The sequence below is a fragment of the Corynebacterium sp. HMSC22B11 genome (genome assembly GCF_001815965.1).
GTDB lineage: Bacteria > Actinomycetota > Actinomycetes > Mycobacteriales > Mycobacteriaceae > Corynebacterium.
The window spans coordinates 1-18,654 of record NZ_KV823483.1; the positions used below are offsets into that span (position 1 = coordinate 1).

At 62.5% G+C, this 18,654-nt stretch carries 12 protein-coding genes; 5 read left to right on the forward strand and 7 right to left on the reverse strand.

Annotated features, from left to right (window positions below):
* Nucleotides 1–285: 285 nt before the first annotated feature.
* From HMPREF3088_RS03455 to HMPREF3088_RS03465, 3 genes are read left to right on the forward strand one after another with little or no spacing between them, the layout of a single operon-like run.
* Nucleotides 286–1,404, forward strand: coding sequence for a FecCD family ABC transporter permease (locus HMPREF3088_RS03455; protein WP_005325331.1), 1,119 nt, complete (start codon nucleotides 286–288; stop codon nucleotides 1,402–1,404).
* Nucleotides 1,404–2,498: a FecCD family ABC transporter permease gene (locus tag HMPREF3088_RS03460; RefSeq protein ID WP_005325330.1), complete on the forward strand. Its 1,095-nt coding sequence runs from the start codon at nucleotides 1,404–1,406 to the stop codon at nucleotides 2,496–2,498. Before HMPREF3088_RS03455 ends, HMPREF3088_RS03460 begins: the two co-directional genes overlap by 1 nt.
* Nucleotides 2,499–2,548: 50 nt before the next feature.
* Nucleotides 2,549–3,331 carry an ABC transporter ATP-binding protein gene (locus HMPREF3088_RS03465; RefSeq protein ID WP_019176090.1) on the forward strand — a complete coding sequence of 261 codons (783 nt, stop codon included), beginning with the start codon at nucleotides 2,549–2,551 and terminating at the stop codon, nucleotides 3,329–3,331.
* A gap of 10 nt (nucleotides 3,332–3,341) precedes the next feature.
* Here HMPREF3088_RS03465 and HMPREF3088_RS03470 read toward each other — a convergent pair whose 3' ends face one another.
* Complete coding sequence (locus tag HMPREF3088_RS03470; protein WP_005325329.1) at nucleotides 3,342–3,980, reverse strand: DedA family protein; 639 nt, start codon at nucleotides 3,978–3,980, stop codon at nucleotides 3,342–3,344.
* Between the two features lie 46 nt (nucleotides 3,981–4,026).
* On the opposite strand from HMPREF3088_RS03470, the gene HMPREF3088_RS03475 reads away from it, so the two are divergent.
* Complete coding sequence (locus tag HMPREF3088_RS03475) at nucleotides 4,027–4,563, forward strand: siderophore-interacting protein (RefSeq protein ID WP_012359589.1); 537 nt, start codon at nucleotides 4,027–4,029, stop codon at nucleotides 4,561–4,563.
* Between the two features lie 97 nt (nucleotides 4,564–4,660).
* Here HMPREF3088_RS03475 and HMPREF3088_RS03480 read toward each other — a convergent pair whose 3' ends face one another.
* Nucleotides 4,661–5,677: an iron-siderophore ABC transporter substrate-binding protein gene (locus tag HMPREF3088_RS03480; protein ID WP_005291893.1), complete on the reverse strand. Its 1,017-nt coding sequence runs from the start codon at nucleotides 5,675–5,677 to the stop codon at nucleotides 4,661–4,663.
* Nucleotides 5,678–5,742: 65 nt separating this feature from the next.
* Entirely contained in the window at nucleotides 5,743–6,687 is a 945-nt protein-coding gene (locus tag HMPREF3088_RS03485; protein ID WP_041628451.1) for a methionyl-tRNA formyltransferase, read from the reverse strand.
* 59 nt (nucleotides 6,688–6,746) lie between these two features.
* On the opposite strand from HMPREF3088_RS03485, the gene HMPREF3088_RS03490 reads away from it, so the two are divergent.
* Nucleotides 6,747–7,751 (forward strand): alpha/beta hydrolase, encoded by a 1,005-nt coding sequence (locus HMPREF3088_RS03490; RefSeq protein ID WP_005325324.1) that lies wholly within the window; start codon nucleotides 6,747–6,749, stop codon nucleotides 7,749–7,751.
* Nucleotides 7,752–7,753: 2 nt separating this feature from the next.
* Here HMPREF3088_RS03490 and HMPREF3088_RS03495 read toward each other — a convergent pair whose 3' ends face one another.
* Genes HMPREF3088_RS03495 through HMPREF3088_RS10680 form a run of 4 tightly spaced genes read right to left on the reverse strand, consistent with a single transcriptional unit; the run spans nucleotide 7,754 to nucleotide 18,608 of the window.
* Nucleotides 7,754–15,061: a non-ribosomal peptide synthetase gene (locus HMPREF3088_RS03495; protein ID WP_246818026.1), complete on the reverse strand. Its 7,308-nt coding sequence runs from the start codon at nucleotides 15,059–15,061 to the stop codon at nucleotides 7,754–7,756.
* Nucleotides 15,045–15,293: a condensation domain-containing protein gene (locus tag HMPREF3088_RS10670; protein WP_246818027.1), complete on the reverse strand. Its 249-nt coding sequence runs from the start codon at nucleotides 15,291–15,293 to the stop codon at nucleotides 15,045–15,047. The genes HMPREF3088_RS03495 and HMPREF3088_RS10670 overlap by 17 nt, the downstream gene beginning before the upstream one ends.
* A complete protein-coding gene (locus HMPREF3088_RS10675; RefSeq protein ID WP_246818028.1) occupies nucleotides 15,208–15,873 on the reverse strand; it encodes a hypothetical protein in 666 nt (221 codons plus the stop codon). The genes HMPREF3088_RS10670 and HMPREF3088_RS10675 overlap by 86 nt, the downstream gene beginning before the upstream one ends.
* Complete coding sequence (locus HMPREF3088_RS10680) at nucleotides 15,867–18,608, reverse strand: amino acid adenylation domain-containing protein (RefSeq protein ID WP_246818029.1); 2,742 nt, start codon at nucleotides 18,606–18,608, stop codon at nucleotides 15,867–15,869. The genes HMPREF3088_RS10675 and HMPREF3088_RS10680 overlap by 7 nt, the downstream gene beginning before the upstream one ends.
* Nucleotides 18,609–18,654 lie beyond the last annotated feature (46 nt).

Consider the following 18,654-nt stretch of genomic DNA (forward strand, 5'->3'; position numbering starts at 1 on the left):
CCAAACCCCCGCACACAAACAATCGGACACTCTCACCTACGGCAAGACCTGACTAGCCTAGCAACCAGCTAAAACATGTCCAAATCCCTGCTCAGAAGCATAGAGCTGAGGTGTAGGGTCGGCGCCATTCAGGGCCGACCGACCTCACTAGCCGCACCTGCTGGCTCACACACTCACCTGCACAGCTCCACAATCCCTCCTTGTAGTACTTTGATTAGGCTTACCTTGTTCACATAAGCTTGCTCCCGTTAAGATCATGTACTTTCACGCGTCAAGGAGGGATGCATGGCTATCTCTACCCCGCATGCGCAATCCCCTTCTCAATCACACCTGGGGTCTCGCGCGGACGCTACTGCGGACGCTTCTGCCAGCGCTCCATCAGGTAAAATCCCGCGTCGCCTCGTCGGCCTCGGCGTCCTTTTCCTCCTATTGCTCGCCAGCATCGTTGCCAGCATCGTGTTTGGATCACGGCAGATCCCTTTTGGAGAAGTGTCCGCCGTGTTCCGCGATCTCGGCACGGCGTTCGGCCACGCGGAGGGGCTGAATGTGGATCAGCGCGTGATCGTCGAGCTCCGCATTCCCCGCACCCTGTTGGGCCTAGTCGCCGGTGCTGCCCTTGGCGCCTCCGGTGCATTGATCCAAGGGCACACGCGCAACCCTCTCGCGGACACGGGCATTCTCGGCATCAACTACGGTGCGTCCCTGGCCGTGGTTGCCAGCTTCTCCTTGCTGGGTGTGACGTCCGTGTGGGCTACCAGCATGTGGGCGTTCGGTGGGGCCATCGCTGCTACTGCGTTGGTGTTTAGTTTGGCGTCCATAGGAGGAGGACAGGCCAATCCAATGACGCTGGTCCTCGGCGGCGCGGCTTTGTCCGCGGTCCTCAGCGCCATCATCAGCGGTTTTATCCTCACTGACGATGCCAATCTGGATCGCATGCGCTTCTGGACCGTCGGCTCCATCGCGGGCCGGGATCTCACCGTGTTCTACGGCGTGCTGCCGTTTATCCTGGTGGGCCTCCTGCTGGCGTTCATCACGGCACCGCAGCTAAACCTCCTGAATCTGGGCGATGACATCGCCTCCGGACTGGGCATCAACACCCAGCGCGCCCGCCTGATTGGCATGGCTCTGATCGCACTGCTGGCCGGTGCCGCGACAGCTGCCGCCGGCCCCATCACCTTCATCGGCCTGGTGGTCCCGCACCTCGTGCGCGCCATCACGGGCCCTGATTACCGCTGGATCCTCCCTTACTCTGCCCTGACGGGTGCGGTGATGATGCTGTTCGCAGACGTGGTGGGCCGTCTGATCGCTCGTCCGGGCGAGTTGCAAGTAGGCATCATCCTCGCGTTCGTGGGCGCGCCGTTCTTCATCGCCCTTATTTATCGACGCCGGGTGGTGGCCATTTAATGAGTTCCCTCCTTGCCCGCCCTACCTCTTCCACTATCCCTGGGCGCCCGCCATTCCGCGTGGGCTCATTTTCTGTGGTCTGGCGCCCTCGCGCGTTGACGGTGTCTCTATTGCTGCTCGTGGCGATCGTCTTGCTAGCGGCGGTCTCCATCGGCCTGGGTGACTATCCTGTGTCCCCGGCTCGTGTGCTGGAGGTGCTGTTCACCGGCCAGGGCACCCGCATTGAGCGTCTGGTGGTTTTGGATTGGCGCATGCCTCGTGCGCTGACGGCCATTCTGGTGGGCTGTGCGCTGGGATTATCCGGAGCCCTCACTCAGTCCGTGACTCGCAATGCGCTGGCCAGCCCGGATATCTTGGGCTTCACTACGGGCGCGTCCGCGGCCGCGGTCACCGTCATCACTCTGGGTGGTGGCGCTGGTGGTTTCCTCGGCTGGCTCAGCAGCATCGGCATTCCCTTGGCCGCGGTGCTTGGTGCGGCTGTCACCGCAACGGTGATGTGGGCTCTGGCGTGGAGGAGATCGACTGATTCCTTCCGGCTAGTGCTGTTCGGCATCATCATCTCTGCTCTGTTGACCTCGTATATCAACTTCCTGATGATCCGCACGGAGTTGCGCGATGCCGCGGCCGCGCAGTTCTGGCTTACTGGCTCCCTGAGCACTGCGGACTGGTCCAAGATGTGGCCCATCGCCATTGTTGTGTTGGTGTTTACACCGCTGCTGGCCTGGATTGGTCACCAACTTTTAGCCACCTTGCTGGGCTCGGATACTGCACGGGCTTTGGGACAAAACGTCCAGGGTGTGCAGGTGCTTCTGCTCGCCGCTGCCGTGGCTTTGGCAGCAGTGGCGGTCTCGGCCGCTGGCCCCATCGGGTTCGTCGCCTTCGTGGCCCCACAGGTGGCGCTGCGCTTGTGCAACTGCTCTGCACCACCGCTTCTGGCCTCTGCGCTGACCGGCGCTGCGCTACTCCTGCTGGCAGATATCAGCACCCAAACTCTTCTGCCCGTAGAGCTGCCGGTGGGCATTCTCACCTCGGCAATCGGCGGTGCGTTCCTTATTTATTTGCTGGTCCAACGGAATAGGTCAACCACGGCATGAGAAAAGATCCCACCCTGGAAGTTAGCAGTGCCGCGAACAAAGAAGGACACATGACTCAGAAGCACAGCATGAGCGCACGCGGCCTCGCCGTGGGCTACGGCGACCGGACGGTCATCGAAGGCTTGGACGTGGACTTTCCTCGCGGGCAGATCACCACAATCATCGGCCCCAATGGCTGCGGCAAATCCACGTTGTTGCGAGCCATGTCTCGTCTCCTTCCGGCGAATGAGGGCGAAGTGCTGTTAGACGGCGCCGATATCTCATCCATCAGGCGCAAGGACCTCGCACGGACCATCAGCGTGCTGCCACAAACCCCTACCGCCCCGGAGGGACTCAACGTGGCTGATCTCGTCTCGCGCGGTCGGCACCCACACCAATCGTGGATCCGTCAGTGGTCGTCCACGGACGAAGCCGAGGTGCACAAGGCGCTGGAAATGACTGGCTCGATGGGGCTGGCGGAGCGCACCCTGGATTCTCTGTCCGGAGGGCAGCGGCAGCGTGTGTGGATCTCCATGGTTCTTGCGCAGAACACGGACATCCTGTTCCTGGACGAGCCCACCACCTACCTGGATCTGGCCACGTCGGTAGAGATTTTGGAGCTGGTGCAGCGTCTACGCCGAGAGTTGGATCGGACTGTGGTGATGGTGCTGCACGATCTCAACTTGGCTGTACGCTACAGCGATAATCTCGTGGTGATGAAGGATGGACAGGTCCTCGCCACCGGGCGTCCCAGCGAGGTCATTACCCCAGAGCTACTGCTCGAGGCGTTTGCCCTCAACGCGCTAGTCATCGAGGATCCTGTCACCGGCGGTCCGCTGATCGTCCCCAAGTGACGATCAGGGCTTAGTCCTCCATCAGCTCCTGGGCGGGAGTCTTCTTGGACTTCCGCCAGTTGATCATCGCGGAAATCACCACCGGAGTCACAGACACCAGCACGATGACGATGGCGATCATGTCGATGCGATCCGCAATGCCCGGGATATCCCCCAGCAGCACGCCAATGCCGACCATGCTGACAATCCACAGCACTGCACCCGTGACGTTCCATCCCACGAACTTCTTGTACGGCATCTCCGCGGTACCAGCGGCCACGGGAATGTAGGTACGCACGATCGGGATGAAGCGCCCCAGTACCAGAGCCAACGGCCCGTACTTCAGGAAGAAAGCCTCGGCTTGTTCGAGGTGCTCGGTTATGAGGATCTTGGCGTCGGGCTTAAACAACTTGCGGCCAAAGCGGTGGCCGAGCCAGAAACCTACCTGGTCGCCCAAGAACGCCGCGACGATGGCCACGCCCACCAGAATCGGAACGTTCAAGCCCAGCTGATCGCGCAAGATTGCCGCGGTGACCAGCATGGAATCGCCGGGGAGGAACGGGAAGAGCACGCCGGATTCAATAAAGATAATCAGCGCAATGCCGCCGAGCGCCCAGCCGCCAAAGTTCTGGAGCAGGGTGGTGGCGTCCATGAGGTCGCTTAAGTGCACAGGGAATCCCTTATAGAAAACAACTGGTCTATTCTTACCGCACGGGGTGTCTGCGGAAGATGTCCACTCCACCTCCGGCCCAGGGCTCTCGTGGTGTTTGTCCGCACAGCCGGGCGACCCTGCTGGCTTGTGGACTTGCCAAGGCCTGTGGCATCGCGAGCACCGCACACAACTACTGGTGGCAGATCCCACCTCCCTGCCTTCCATGCGCGCGATCCTAGAGTACCTCGCCACGCTCTATCCCGAACAGCTCGCTTCCACGCACGTCATCGCGGTCACCAGTACCGATTCCGATTCAGAGCCCCACCTGGAAGATTGGCGCAACCGTCTAAGCAGCCTCACCCGGATCTCCGCACCTTCTGACGGTTATGCGCAGGCCATCGCCGAGCATCTCGCCAACATTGACGTTGAGTCCTCGCGCAATCGACAGCACAAGCCCCACCCAGACGTGGACTATGTGTGGGTCGCCGGGGAGGGGGATTTCTGCAAGGTGGTGCGCTCCCACGCCATCAAGACTTGGCAGCTCAACAAGGACAACATCCTGTGGTGCCCTTATTGGTTCGTCGGCAAGGCTCGCCCCTAGCGTGCATCCGTTATCCCCGTGAGTGCCCGTCCCCTAGCCAGCAACAGCAAAACCGCCCCAGCACGTTCATGCGGGGCGGTTCGGCGGTTGATTCAGACTACTTCGTGGCGTCTGCCAACGGCTGCTCGATCTTGTCCAGCAGGTAGTTCAGGCTCAGCACGGTCTGCCATCCGAAGGCCTTTTCCAGGTCGCCTTCCAGGTAGACACTGTGTCCGTCCTTCACGGCGGGCAGCTTGCCCACGATCGGATCCTCGGTCACAGAAGCCTTGCTCTGCTTCGGAGAGTAAGACAGTTGATCCCACACCAGCACGTCAGAGTTGATCTGGTCTGCGTTTTCCTTGGAGACCTCACCGTAGAACTTGTCCTTGGTGATGCCCGCGTAGGCCGGGTTGATCTTGAATCCCAGCTCGGTGAAGAAGCGGCTACGCGGATCGCCCTCGGCAAAGACAGCCAGGCTCTCGTCGGAGACAGTGGCCACGCCGAGTTCCTTTTCGGCCCATTCTGGGTGGCGGCCCTTGAGCTCTGCGAACTTCTCCTTGACCTGCTCCACCTGGCGCTTTGCCTCTTCAGGCTTGCCCACGGCCTGCCCGATCTCTTCCGTGGTCACGTCCCATGGTTGCTGTAGTTCTTCGTATTCGCCCTTTTGTACGACGACAGGGGCGATCTCAGACAGCTTCTTGTACGTGTCTTCATCGATGTCCGAGTACACGGCCACGATGAGGTCTGGATTGTCCTTGGCGATGGCTTCCGCGTTGACTTCTGTGTCCTTGTCGATCCGAGGAGTGTCGCCCTCGATCTTGTCATTGGACCAGTTGCCCGCAGCCTGACCATCCGGGGTCATTCCGTCCCAGTACTTCACGGAGACAGGAGTAACTCCCAGCGCCAGCAGTGCGTCCTGATCCGTGTAGCCCAAGGAGACCACGCGCTGCGGGGCTTCCTTGATTTCGGTGGAGCCGTAGCGGTGCTCGATGGTGGTGGGGAATGCGCCCTGCTCGGCGTTGACTGCCTGGGAGTCCCCGGAATTTCCGGACTGGTCATCAGTCGAGCAAGCGGTCAGTGCCGCGCCCAAGGTCAGCACAGCAGCGGTGCTAACGAGAATCTTCTTGAGTGTCATTTTTCTCCGTTGTTACTGGTGACGGATTTCCGCGCGAGGTGTGGCCCGTACACAAAAGGGAAAGGTCAAACCTTTGGTTGGATATATCCAGCCCTATGTCCAAAGAATTCGGTGGCGGTCAGTTCCGAGTTGTCGTCGAGACGAACACGATCCAGAACAATCGCCGGCGCCGGCACGTTGGCACGGGGCGATCCACAGACCACCGCGATTCCTCCCTCGTGAGGGATGGTGACTCGGCCGGGGGTTCCGCCGAAGCGGCCCAGCGAGACGTGCGCGGAAAGCACGCGGACTCGCTGGCCTCGGAATTCAAAGTAAGCATTGGGGTACGGGTCGGACTGCGCCCTGACCAGCAAGGCGATATCTTCCGCAGGTTGGGTGAAATCTATGCGAGATTCCTGCTCGCCGCGCTTGTGGAAGTACGTAGCGCGGGTGGGATCTTGAGGTTGCGCAGTGGCGGTGCCTTGGGCGACGTCACTCAATGCGCGTTCCACGAGGGGCTCGATGAGGTCGATGGTCTTGGCCACGAGATCCGTGGTGGTGTCCTGCGGACCCACGGGGATCGCGCGCTGGGCAACGATGGGTCCGCCGTCCAGCACTTCATCCATCTCGTGCACAGTGACGCCCACGTGAGTTTCCCGGTTCAACAGCGCCCACAGGATGGGCGAAAATCCGGCGTACTCGGGCAGGAGACCATCGTGGACATTCAATGCGCCGTGCTTGGCCAGGCTGAAAACCTCGGGAGGAAGCCAGGTTCGCCAATTGTTGGCCACGATGATGTCTGGTGCAGCATCGCGCAACGCCTCAATGACGTCTTGACCCACGCGCTCAGTGACACACACCTGGAGCTCATGTTCGCTGGCGAGCTCCTCAACGGAGTCTGCCCACATTTGCTCATAAGGGTGATCGCTGGCAGGGTGCGTAACTACCAAAACTACTTCATGACCAGCATTGATGACCGCAGACAACGTCCGGTGTCCCCACGACTGATAGCCGAAAACAGCAACTCGCATGCAGGGGATGTTAGCTTAGGTTTACCTATGTAGTCAATGATGAAAGTGGCGCAATTTTCATGCCAGACTCCCCGGACGTGACCACCCTTCACCGAATCTCGGTGCCCGCGGATGCGGAAGCCCTCGTTTTCCCGGACCCCTACCGCTCGAACGTCGAGCTCACCGAATCGATGTCCACCGTCGATGTGCGCATCCCGGCGCACTCAGCAGTGACCTATAGCTTTCAATCCGGCGAGCTGAAATATCCCGATCCACATAACGCACACGGCGCAGGCCCACAGGCGAGCCTATTGAGCGGCGATTCTGTGGACCAGACACTCTGGCCGCCTCGCTCCCCAGAAGTCATCGCGGACTTGCCCGGCGCACGCCTGTCCATCGACCGGAAGGTATTCGGCAGGCGCTGCACCGCGCGCCTCGATGACCGCGGTGCGGATACCACCGTGGTGTTTTTGGATGGCGATGACTGGATCCATCTGCATGACCTCACGGGCGCACTGGACCGGGCAGTCACGGCAGGGCTTATCCCCCAGATCAACCGCGTCTTCCTGCCGGCAGCCAAAGACCGCAGCGAGGAGTACACCTCCCAAACATTCGCCAGCGCACTGGCCACCGAGCTTCCGCCGATCATCAACAGCAGCCACATAGTCCTGGTGGGGCAAAGCTTCGGCGGTCTCTCCGCCCTGCGCGCAGCTCTTACGGCTTCCACCGAAACCACGCCTGCAATCAAAGGAGCCATCGCCCAGTCCCCTGCCGTCTGGTGGTCCGCTGACCGTTCTGCAGAGCTCGCGGACACGCTCTCGGACGGGCCCGCAGGAGGCGACATTGCCGCACAGCTCACTGGCCCCTCACTCGAAAATCCTGCGGCTCACAGTGGCTCCGGTCTGGCACGCATCGTACTGACGTGCGGTGCAGAAGAGCCGCCCATGCAACGACACGTGGATGCAGTGGCCGATGCCCTGACACGCCGCGGCTTTCCCACCACCAATCACCGCACGCCCGGTGGCCACGACCCTGCGATGTGGCGCCACGGGATCATCCCGGCACTCGCCGAATTGCTGGGCTGAATCTACGAGCGCGCCTCCACAAACTCCGCCACGCGCTCGACTGTCCGCAGACCGTAGAATTCGCGCACGCCAACCTCCACTCCCAGCTCTCCACGCAGCAGTGCGCAGAGCTTGATGACCGCCATGGAGTGCCCACCCATGTCAAAGTAATCAGCATCCACCGGCACGTCCTCGGGCTCAATATCTAGCGATTCGGCAAACAGCTCCGCCGTGATCTCCTCGGTTTCGTTCGCCGGTTCGCGGCCCTTCTCCGTGATCCTTTCTCCCTCACCCAGTGCAGCAAGGTCGGTCTTTCCATTCGACGTCACCGGCAACTCATCCACGATCGACCATCGATCCGGGATCATGTAGCTGGGCAGTTCCTCGCGCAATGCATTACGCACGCCAGTCAGGAAACTCTGCCGCTCCCCCTGGTCCGCATCGCGCAGTTGTGGGGCCACGAGGTGACAGGCCAGGAGTGTGGCGTCGGATATACGAACAGGAACGGTCACGCAGTGGAGGATGCGGGGATCAACGCCGCGGGACACGGCGGCCGAGACGTCGCCGGGATCCACGCGGTGACCACGAATTTTCACCTGATCGTCGCTGCGTCCGAGGTACTCGAACATGCCATCCGCACGCACGCGGACGATGTCTCCCGTGCGATACATCCGCTCACCCGGGGCGCCCCACGGGCAGGCGACCATGGAGCTGGCGGTGCGCGCCGCGAGCCCATGATACTCCTGCGCTAAGCCGCTGCCCGCGAGGTAGAGCTCACCCGGCGCTCCTGTAGGAACGGGGCGCAACCACGGGTCCAAAACGAACGCCGCCGTGCGATCCACCGGCATTCCGATCACGGGCGTGGCGCTCTCATCCGTGCCAGCACCCAGGGCGTTGATGGTGTACTCGGTGGGTCCATAGAGGTTGTATCCGCGCACGTCATCGGCCTTTCGCAAGGTCTCCCACACGCCGTGCGAGACAGCCTCGCCGCCCAAGAGCACCAGCCGCGGGCGATGCGCGCCGGATTCCAGCATCCCCTCCGCGAGCAGCTGCTCGGCAACGGTCGGGGTGACGTTGATGACATCCACCTGATGCGCGCGAATGGCCTCAACCATGGCCGCAGCATCGCGTCGCAAATCCTCGGAGAAGATCCGCACCTCGTGGCCTTCCACCAGCCAAAACAGCTCTTCCCACGACATATCGAAGGCGAAGCTGATGGCATGCGCGATCCGCAACGTCCGCCCATCGGCAGCAGCTGGGGCGAAGATCTTGCGCCGGTGATTGTCCAGCATGTTGTGCAGCCCGCGATGCTTGATCACCACGCCCTTGGGCTTGCCGGTCGATCCGGAGGTGTACATCAGGTAGGCATCGTCCCCGGGCACCGCCGCAGGCGTGTGGGTGGTGGCGTGGGAATCGGCAGTGGTGACGTCGACGCAAGGAAGCGCACCGATCCGCTCCATGCGCTCCCGAGAACTCGAGTCCACCAGCGCGGCTGCGGGCTGGCTGTCCTCCACGAGGACCCGGAGCCGCCCATCGGGGTGCGTCAGATCAAGCGGCGCGTAGCGCACCCCTGCCCACAGGGCTCCCAGCAGAGCCACCACCGAATGCGCGGAGCGCTCCACCGCAATGGCGACAGTATCGCCGCTGGTCACGCCGCAATTCTTGATCTTTTCCGCAATGTCGGAACAGCGAGCAATCAGCTCACCGAACGTCCACTGCTGTGCGTCATCCGCTAGCGCGATGCGATCTGGGAAGCGCTGGGCGGTGTCCTTGAGCTCATCCGCAATGGTGCGGTCAATGCCTTCGGCCTTCTGCCAGGAAGCCATCTGCTCCGTCGTGCTTTGCGGGGAAGAATCCTCCGCTCGGGCTGGCGCCAACTGGGCCAGCTGAGCGAGCGGGACCTCTGGTGTGTCCACAAACGCGGTCAGGACTTCGGTCGCGGCCTTGAGCACGGAATGTGCGAGGGACTCGTCCACCACGTCGTGGCGGAATTCCAGCTTGATGCCCAGCTTCGGCCCCGGAGTGAATACCCAGGTCAGAGGGAAGTGCGTGGAATCTTCCGCGCGCTCCTCCACAACCCCGTGGCGTTCCCGAAGTTCCGCTGCTGCCTGCGGATCGAGGAAGTTCTGCACCACCACCATGGAATCGAACAGCGTGCCTACCCCCAGCTGCCGCTGGATGGCGCCGAGGTCCGCGGAATCGTGGTCCATATCCTCGATGCGCTGGCGATAAACATCCTGGACCAGTTCTTCTATGCTCTGGCCGGGCCGAGCTGTCACTCGCACTGGCACTGTGTTGAGCAGCACTCCCACCACATCAGACATGGCGGGGTCGCTCAAGGCATCGCGGCCACTGACAGACTGACCAAACACCACATCCGAATCCCCTGTGACAGCACCCAAGGCCACGGCCACGGCTGCGTTGACCACGGAGGTCAACGTCACGGCCTGCGCCCGGATCTTTTCCTGCAGTGCGCCGGTCAGCTGCTCGCTGACCTCGGCAAACACCTGGCGAGGCAACTCGCTACCAGCGTGCTCTGAAGAGATATCCGCGGCCTGCGGGGCAACGAGCGTGGACTGAGACAACGTCTCTAGGCGATGTACCCAATAGTCGCTATCTGCCTGCTCTTTGCGAGTGTCAACGGACTCGAGCAGGGCGTCAGCAATAGAACAACCGCGAGGAACCAACTCTCCCGCACCCTGCGTGCGGGCCTGGCCGGACCTCAACGTCAGCCTCTCGAGGAAGGTTTGCAGCATCACTGCACGCGACCAACCATCGACCAGAACCAGGTGGTAGGTAAGAAGCAGCGTGTCGCCAGGCTGTCCGTCACTTCGGCCGGTGACGATGGTTGCCTTCACCAGCGGCACGGATGCGAGATCGATGCCCGCGCTGCGATCAGCGTGCATGATCGCCTCGAGATCCCCTTCGGTGGTCTCGACGGGGAGGTCAATGCCCTGTCCACTCCACGGCAAGTTCTGCACGGGTTGGCCGGAAGCATCGGTGTGGAACTCCGCGCCCATGGCTGGATGCACGGTCACTGTGTCCCGGAAGGCTTCCACCACGGCCTCGGCATCCAGTCTCCGGTCAAACGTCAACGCAGTCTGTGCAACGTAGGCACCCGGTGCTGCCACCTGTGACTGGAACCAGATTCCGCGCTGCAGCACGCTCAGCGGAGCGCGGCGTCCTGAGGATTGCTCGCGGCTGACGTGCTCCTGCAACTCGCGAGCAACCTCGCCGATGGCGCTGCGCAAACGCTCGGCGGAAATCACCGCATTCACCACGGACAGCTCCATGCTTACGGCCCGCTCGCTAGACCACACATCGGCCTCCACCAGGTAATCCGTCCACTGGCAGGCGGCATCGCCCGGCGCGTGGAGGACAGCGCCAGTCTCTCCCCGTCCGAGGTAGTTGACCAGGATCTGTGCCCCATGGGCCAGGGTTCGCTGCCCTTGCGGGTGTGTGTATCGCAGTGCCTGATAAGTGCGGCGGTCCGGGGCTGTGCCGTCCTCGTGGAGCGCGCGCATTTCCGCTGCGGCACGTGCTGCATCCGCTGGATCAGCCAACGGGATTTCCACCGGCGCGATGGTGGTAAACCATCCGAGGGTTCGACCATAGGAATGATCAGCCGGACGTCCGTGGCCTTCTACGTCCACGGCCCAGCTCCGCGCGTCCGTGCCCATTGTTCGAGCCACCGCGACGGTCACCAGTCCTGCCACGAGGTCCTGAACGTCCACACCCATCACGTCGGGTGCAACGCTCTGCAGGACCTGCGCGGTCTGTCCGTCAATGTTCACTTCGAGCGTGCTCACATGATCCGTACTCCACTGGTTCGAGTCCTCGACGGGCCGTGGCAGCGTAGCCAGTTCACTCCAGTGCAGGGCATCCTGAGCTGCTGCGGTGTGAGCATCGTGCAGTTCTTGCAGGCAAAGATCCTTGTAGCTCGCCTGCCCGGAGAGAATCCTGCGCCCTGCGAGCGCATCGCGCAGATCGTCTTCCAGAATCATCCAACTGGCGCTATCGATCACCGCGTGATGAGCAACGGCCTTGACGTACCCATCCACACACCCGAGCACCACGCTACGACCAGCAGCAATATCGATGTGATCGATCAATGCATCCACGTCCAAAGCCCGCACAACCATAGGGCCGTCTCCCTCGGCACCAACAAAGTGCGCGAACGCAGAACTGGTGTCCACGCGCGTACGAAGCATCGGATGTGCCTGCGCTACCTGCTGCAGGGCCTGTTCCAAGTCCTCCACAGCGACTGGCCCCAGATCCAAGCGGCGCGCCTGCACAAAGCGGTCGCTCATGCCTCTTTCCATCTGCCTGCGCAGCATCGCCGGGATGGGGAAAGCCCCCGAGATCTCCTGGTGCCCGTCCTTGGGCAGGGCTTCTTCCTGGCTCTGCCTTGTTTCCTGGATTTTCTGCTGGGTGGCCTGCGGCGTGACCCGCTCGGCAATCTTGCGTGGCGTGCGGCCCAAGAAGAAGTCCCGCGGAGTCACGTTGAGATCAGCGCGCGCCAGCGCGTGAGTAACGCGGATGGCAAGAATACTGTCTCCACCTAAGCGGAAGAAGTCCGAGTCCGGCTCCACCTCGGCGCGGTCCAAGCGAAGTGCATCAGCAATTGCCTGCGAGATCGCCTCCACCAGATCCGAGGTGCCCGAAGCCTCCTGAGCAGCAGGAATCTCACCCAGAAGGTCCAGGATCGCGCGCTCATCCCGCTTGCCATTGATGGTCTGCGGCACCTGCGTACTCACCGCGAATAGCTGCGGAACCATGTAGGCAGGGAGCGCGTCTCGGGCCGCTGCGGCAGCTCGGGAGGTGATCGCCTTTGCGTCGGCACGAGAATCCGTAATCAACAACGCACCCGGCACCTGGCCTTCGGGCAGATCGACGACCACCACGGTGGCCTCCCGCACACCGCTGACCTTCTCCAGCGCGCTCTCGATCTCCCCCAGCTCCACGCGATAACCGCGCAGCTGCACCTGCCTATCGGCGCGGCCCACGTAATCCAGATGACCGTTGTTCAGCACCTTTGCCATGTCTTTGCTGCAGTACATCCGCGCGCCGCCGCCAACGAAAGGATCGGCCACGAAGCGGGAGGCCGTGGTAGAAGCAAGCCCCCAATAACCCGCGGTGACCTGCGGCCCGGCAACGTACATCATGCCGGTCTCTCCAGGCTGCACCGGCTGTAATTGCGCGTCCAGAACATAGGTACGCAACCCGTCCATCGGGCGGCCGATCGGGCTGCGGGCCTCCCCTGCATTCTCGGAGCATTCGTGTGCTGTGACGTGCACTGTCGTCTCCGTGATGCCATACATGTTGATAAACCGAACATTCGGATGAGCACTGCAGTAGGCAGCCTCTGCGCGGGCCTCCAAGGCCTCGCCGCCGAAGATCACCGTGCGCACCGCAGAGTCCTGCCCGAGGTGCGGCTCCAACGCGGCAAAGGCGGTTGGGGTCTGGCTCAGCACCGTGATGGCTTCGGCACGCAACACCTCTGCGGCATCCTCGGGCGAGCGCATCAGCGCATACGGCATCACCACGGCACGCCCGCCGGAGCTCAGCGCTGCCCACATCTCCCACACCGAAAAGTCAAAGGCGAAGCTGTGGCTGATCGACCACACGTCCTCCTGCGAAAACTCCACGTGGCTGCGAGCATTGCCCAGCATCGCGGTCACGTTGGCGTGTGTGACGGCCACGCCCTTCGGCCGCCCTGTGGAGCCGGAGGTGTAGATCACGTAGGCGATGTCATTGGCACGGGCCACGCTTGCCGACCGGCCCGCAGGCGGCTTCGCTTCCCCGCTCATCGTCTGTTCACTGACCACGAGGACGGGACAATCTACCAGCTCAGAGACCATTTTTTCCGCGCTGGGAGACACCAGCACGGCATCGGGCTGGCAATCCTCCAGGATCAATTCCACCCGCGCTTGCGGGGACAACGGATCCACGGGAACGTAGGTGCCGGCGGACATCGTGGTCGCCAGAATGGCCGCAACCTGCCACGCATCGCGCTCCATGAGCAGGGCTACTCTCGGGGTGTGGATGGCAACCTTCCGGTCCAGCACAGCGCGTATACGCTGAGCGGCGTCGTCTAGTTCTTCGTAGGTCCAATGCTCCGCAGCACCGTCTTCTCCGATGCTGGTCAGGGCGGGCCGGTCGCGGAAATGTTCGAAGCTGCGTCGCCACAAAGAAGGAAGCGTGTCCACACCAGATACCGCACCCAACGCCTCTGCAACCTCACCCACGGTCGCCACCGCACCGGATTCAGACAGCAAAGAATCCACACTCACCGCGAGCATCTGCGCGATCCTTTCGGCACGTACCTCGGTGATTCGCTGCGGATCGTAGATCAGGCGCAGTGGGTGCTCAGCGGAAGGGTTGACCACGACGGACAGGGGAAAGTGCGGCGCGCCATTGTTGCGCACGTCAGCAACCTGTAGTGGCGAGCCGGGGCAGCCCACGTCCTGTGGAGATAGCAGCACCTCCACCACCATCAACGTATCCAGCAGTTCGCTGGCGTTGGTTCCCAGGTCTCGGGCAATATCAGCCAGGCTGACGTGCTGCACATCGCGGACCTGATTGTTGTGATGGACCATGGCGTGCAGCATGCTGGTCACCGGCAGGGTGGGATCAGATTGCCCCGGCGCGACCACCGGGATGGTGTTGAGCTGCATGCCCACGGCATCGGCCACGCCAGGAACGGGAATGTCGCGGCCGGAAACGGAAGTGGCAAACACCACGTCAGCCCCAGGTTCGCAGCCCACCAAGGTGCGAAGGACCAGCCCCCACGCCGCGTGCACCACATCCGGCAGGCCCACACCCGCTGCCCGAGCACGCTCAGACAAGCCAACAGTCCGCGGATCGTCTACCAGCAACTCCCGGCGCTCGAGCGAACTCGAAGGATTAGGGCACAGCACCGTGGGGCGCACCTCGCGCATTTCCTCGCGCCAGACGGACATATCGGCTTCCGCGTCTCTGCGCGCCACCCATCGCACGCTGCCGGCCATTCCGGCGTCCGGGTCGTAGCGCGGGATCCGGGCATCGTCATCCCGGTAGATCTCCAGGAGATCCCCCAGCATGATGGGCACGGACCATCCGTCGGCGATCAGGTGATGCACCGTCTGGATCACGGCGATGTCCTGGCCACACACCGCACCATCGACACTGGTCGGGAGCACAACGGTCCATCGCATGAGCGGCTCGGGCGCGGCATCACCGGGCGGCTGCAAGGAGATTCCCCGCGAGATGTCGTCAGCGGCAATCTCCTCCGCACGCTGCGCGAGCCAACCCTCCAATCCAGCCTCAGCCAACTCAGCAGGCACCGTCACCTCCCGAAAGTCCACCCGCAGATGCTCGGCAATCCCCCGGATCAATCACGGCAACCACATCGCCACCGTCAGTTTCCCAAGGGCGGGTGCTCAGTGCGGGGTGGCGTCGGATCAAATTACGCGCAGCGCGAGCGAATCGCTCCCGGTCAAACGGTTCGCTGCATTCCACCCGCAAGACCTGTTGCTCCACATACGAACTGGCCGATTCCTCGAATAGCGAGTGGAAGTACATGCCGTGCTGCAGCGGGGTCAGCGGCAGCACGTCCTGCAGCTCCGCGGAGCTCTGTGCAGTGATTCGTGCCAGGTCCGCAGAGTTCACGGTTGCGGGGGGCAACGTCGCCCACGGACAACACGCCGTGATCGGCAAGCGCTGCCACCTCGCGCAATGCCACATCCCAGTGCGCGACCAATTCGTCGATCCGTTCGGGGGAGATCCTGCCGCGCGCCCAGGAGATCGTGGTGCGCAGGACGTATCCCTCGCCGGTGTCTTCGGCGATCGCGTTGAACTCCAGCTCGCGGACCAACGGCTGGTCCGGGTCGCGTTGCTCGCCGAGTTGGCCGGTGGAACCCGCGGGAGCGAAATCTTGTGCTCCTGCGGATACGCGCCCCAAGTAGTTGAACAGCACCTGTGCCTGCGGAGGGGTCTTCGCGGACTGATGCAACCAGGTGTGGGCCTGGTAAGGAACGCCGTTGCCGGGGATGGCCGCGAGCTGGTCTTTCACTGCATTGAGTGCCAGCGCTAGCGGCGCGATGTGGCCCTCGGTCGCCGCGGAAGCCTCCTGCACTGCCGCCCGGGTGGGGTCGATCAGCATGGGATATAGGCAGGTGAACCAGCCCACGGTGCGTGAGAGGTCCGCTTCCCTGCCCTGTGGCCCGGGTACGAATCGGGTTTCGCGGCCGTGCCCCTCCATCTCCACCAGGGTCCATGTTTGTTTCGACGCCAACGCGCCAACGCCACGCTCAATGCCGTAAGCAATACGGAATTCGCCCCCGTGCGGAAAGCGTGGGGCACCGCACCCAGTAATTCGTCCGTGATCTGCACTGATGCCTCATGTACCACGCTGCGCTCCTCACGGACTGTGGGCGCTTTCTCGGGACTATCAGCAAGCGCTGGCACCTGCGGGTCCCGCAGAGGTTCATCCGCACTCGGCAATGGGGGCAGGGAACTATTGGCATCCTCCGCGAATTCGCCAGTATCAACGGCCTGTTGCAGCAGCTGCGTCCATCGGCGCAGGGACGTCCGCTCCGGCGCGAGCTGTTCCCCGCGATACGCCGCGGCGAGGTCCTCGCCGATAATGTTCCATGACACGCCATCGACCACCAGGTGATGCACCACCAGGCGCAATCTTCCGGGCACCAGCCCAGCCGCTACCACCACTCCGACTGCCGGATCCAGCAGTTCAGAAAGCGCAGCGATGTCCGTGGTGGGGTGGATCGCCACCGCTTCTTCGCCAGGACCCTCCGGGAGTTCCAGCCGCAAGGGATTCCGCTGCACACGGGCCCGCAGTGCAGGGTGCGCCTGCAGCACGTCAGCCACCATTCGCCCGGCCAGCTGCGCATCCACATCTTCTGGAACTGAAAACTCCACGGACTGAATGAAGCCGTCCACGTGATCAGTAATGGAATCGAACCAGCGCAGAATCGGCAGCGACTGCACCTCACCGGTTGGTTCATCGTCTGGATCCTGCACGAAGGTTCCGCGCTCTTCGGCGCACCGAGCCAGTTGCTGTGGAGTGCGCGCAGAGAAAATATCTCCCACACTCACCTCCACCCCGCGCCGTCCCAGAGCCGAGACCAGGGTGATGGCCCGCAGGCTATCGCCACCGATATCGAAGAAGTCCGTCTCCGCACCCACCGCGCTAACCCCCAATGCTTCAGCCATTGCCTCCGCGAGCAGAGCAACGGTTTCCCCGTCACGTTCAGCATCGGCCGGGGCATCAGTGAGCGAGCTCCAATCAGGTTCCGGCAGTGCCTTCCGATCCACTTTTCCGTTGGCCGTCCGCGGCAACTCATCCATGACGGTGATAATCGCGGGCACCATGTATTCGGGCAGTACCTCGGCACACCAACTACGGATCGCAGCACCCACGAGGCCCGCAGTCACCGTCACGTAGCCCAGCAGTCGCCCCTCCCGAGCAATCACGCTCGCCGCCTCCACATCTGGGTGTCCCACCAGCGCAGATTCCACGTCCTCTAACTCCAGACGCATGCCACGGATTTTCACCTGATTATCGGCCCGCCCCACGAATTCCAGCGAGCCGTCGTTGTGCCGGCGCACCAGGTCTCCCGTGTGGTACATCCGGTTTCCGTCCGACGCAAACACATCCGCAACAAAGCGGCTGGCCGTGAGTCCTGGGGCATTGATATACCCCTTGGCCAGCAGGAATCCGGCCACATAGAGTTCACCAATTTCTTGGTCTGGAACCACCCGCAGGTGCTCATCGAGCACATAGAGCCGACAGTTGGGATTGGCCACACCGATGCTCGTGTTGAGGCGATCCTCGTCGTCACGGTAGATGACGTGGGAGACACCGATGGTAGCTTCCGCTGGCCCGTACCCGTGGTACAGCGGGATGGCCAGCTGCTGGCGAAAGCGACGGAACAGCGCCTGGGTGAGCATCTCTCCGCCACACCAGACATGCCGCAAGCTGTCTAATAGATTCGTGCCTTCGGCCTGTTTGAGCATGACGTCGAGAACACTCGAAACCAGATACGCAAACGTCACGCCCTCGCGATGGATGAGGCGGGCCAAGCGTTGGGGGTCTTGCTCCACGCCCGGCGCGGCCACCACCACGCGGCCCCCGCAAACCAGCGGCAGGAAGATCTCATTGATGGAGATATCAAAGGCCAGCGGTGCCTTGAACAGGGAGGCATCATCGCGGCCGAAGAACAGGATCTGATCGCGCTGCCAGAGCAAGCGCTCCACGATCGCACCGTGGCGGATCATTGCGCCCTTTGGGCGGCCGGTGCTGCCAGAGGTAAAGATGACGTACGCAACGCTGTCCGTGGACGGCGGGGTGAACAGCTCGCGGGTGGCATCGAGGTCGAATAGCGCGTCTTCGGTGAGCGCGCAGTTGTCCGGCGTGAGTACGAAGCTCAGGCTGGCATCGTGGGTGACGGATTCCCGGCGCGCCTGCGGCCACGAGGGGTCTAGCGGGACAAAACTGCCACCGGCGAGCAACGTGGCGACGATACCCACCACCATCTCCGCGCTGCGCGGCAGGGAGATTCCCACACTCTGACCAGCGTCAATACCGTGTTCCCGCAAATTTCGCGCTACAGCAGTTGCATGGGCGACGAGCTGCGCATAGGTCAGTCTGTGCCGGTCATCCACCACTGCGAGCGCATCCGGGGTCTCCTGCGCATGCTGCAGGAGCAGGCTAATCAGGTCCGGGCGATCGCGATCCTGATCCGTGTCATTCCATATGCGCTGCTGGGCGATCCGATCCTGTTCACTGCGGCCATGACCGATGACGGCGCCGCCATCTCGAGAAGCAAGCGTATCGCCAGAGGAAAACGGAGTGTGAGCAGACGATCGGGTGGGCACAAAGAGCCTTTCGGTTGATGGGGAAACAGGGAATCAGACGCGGATG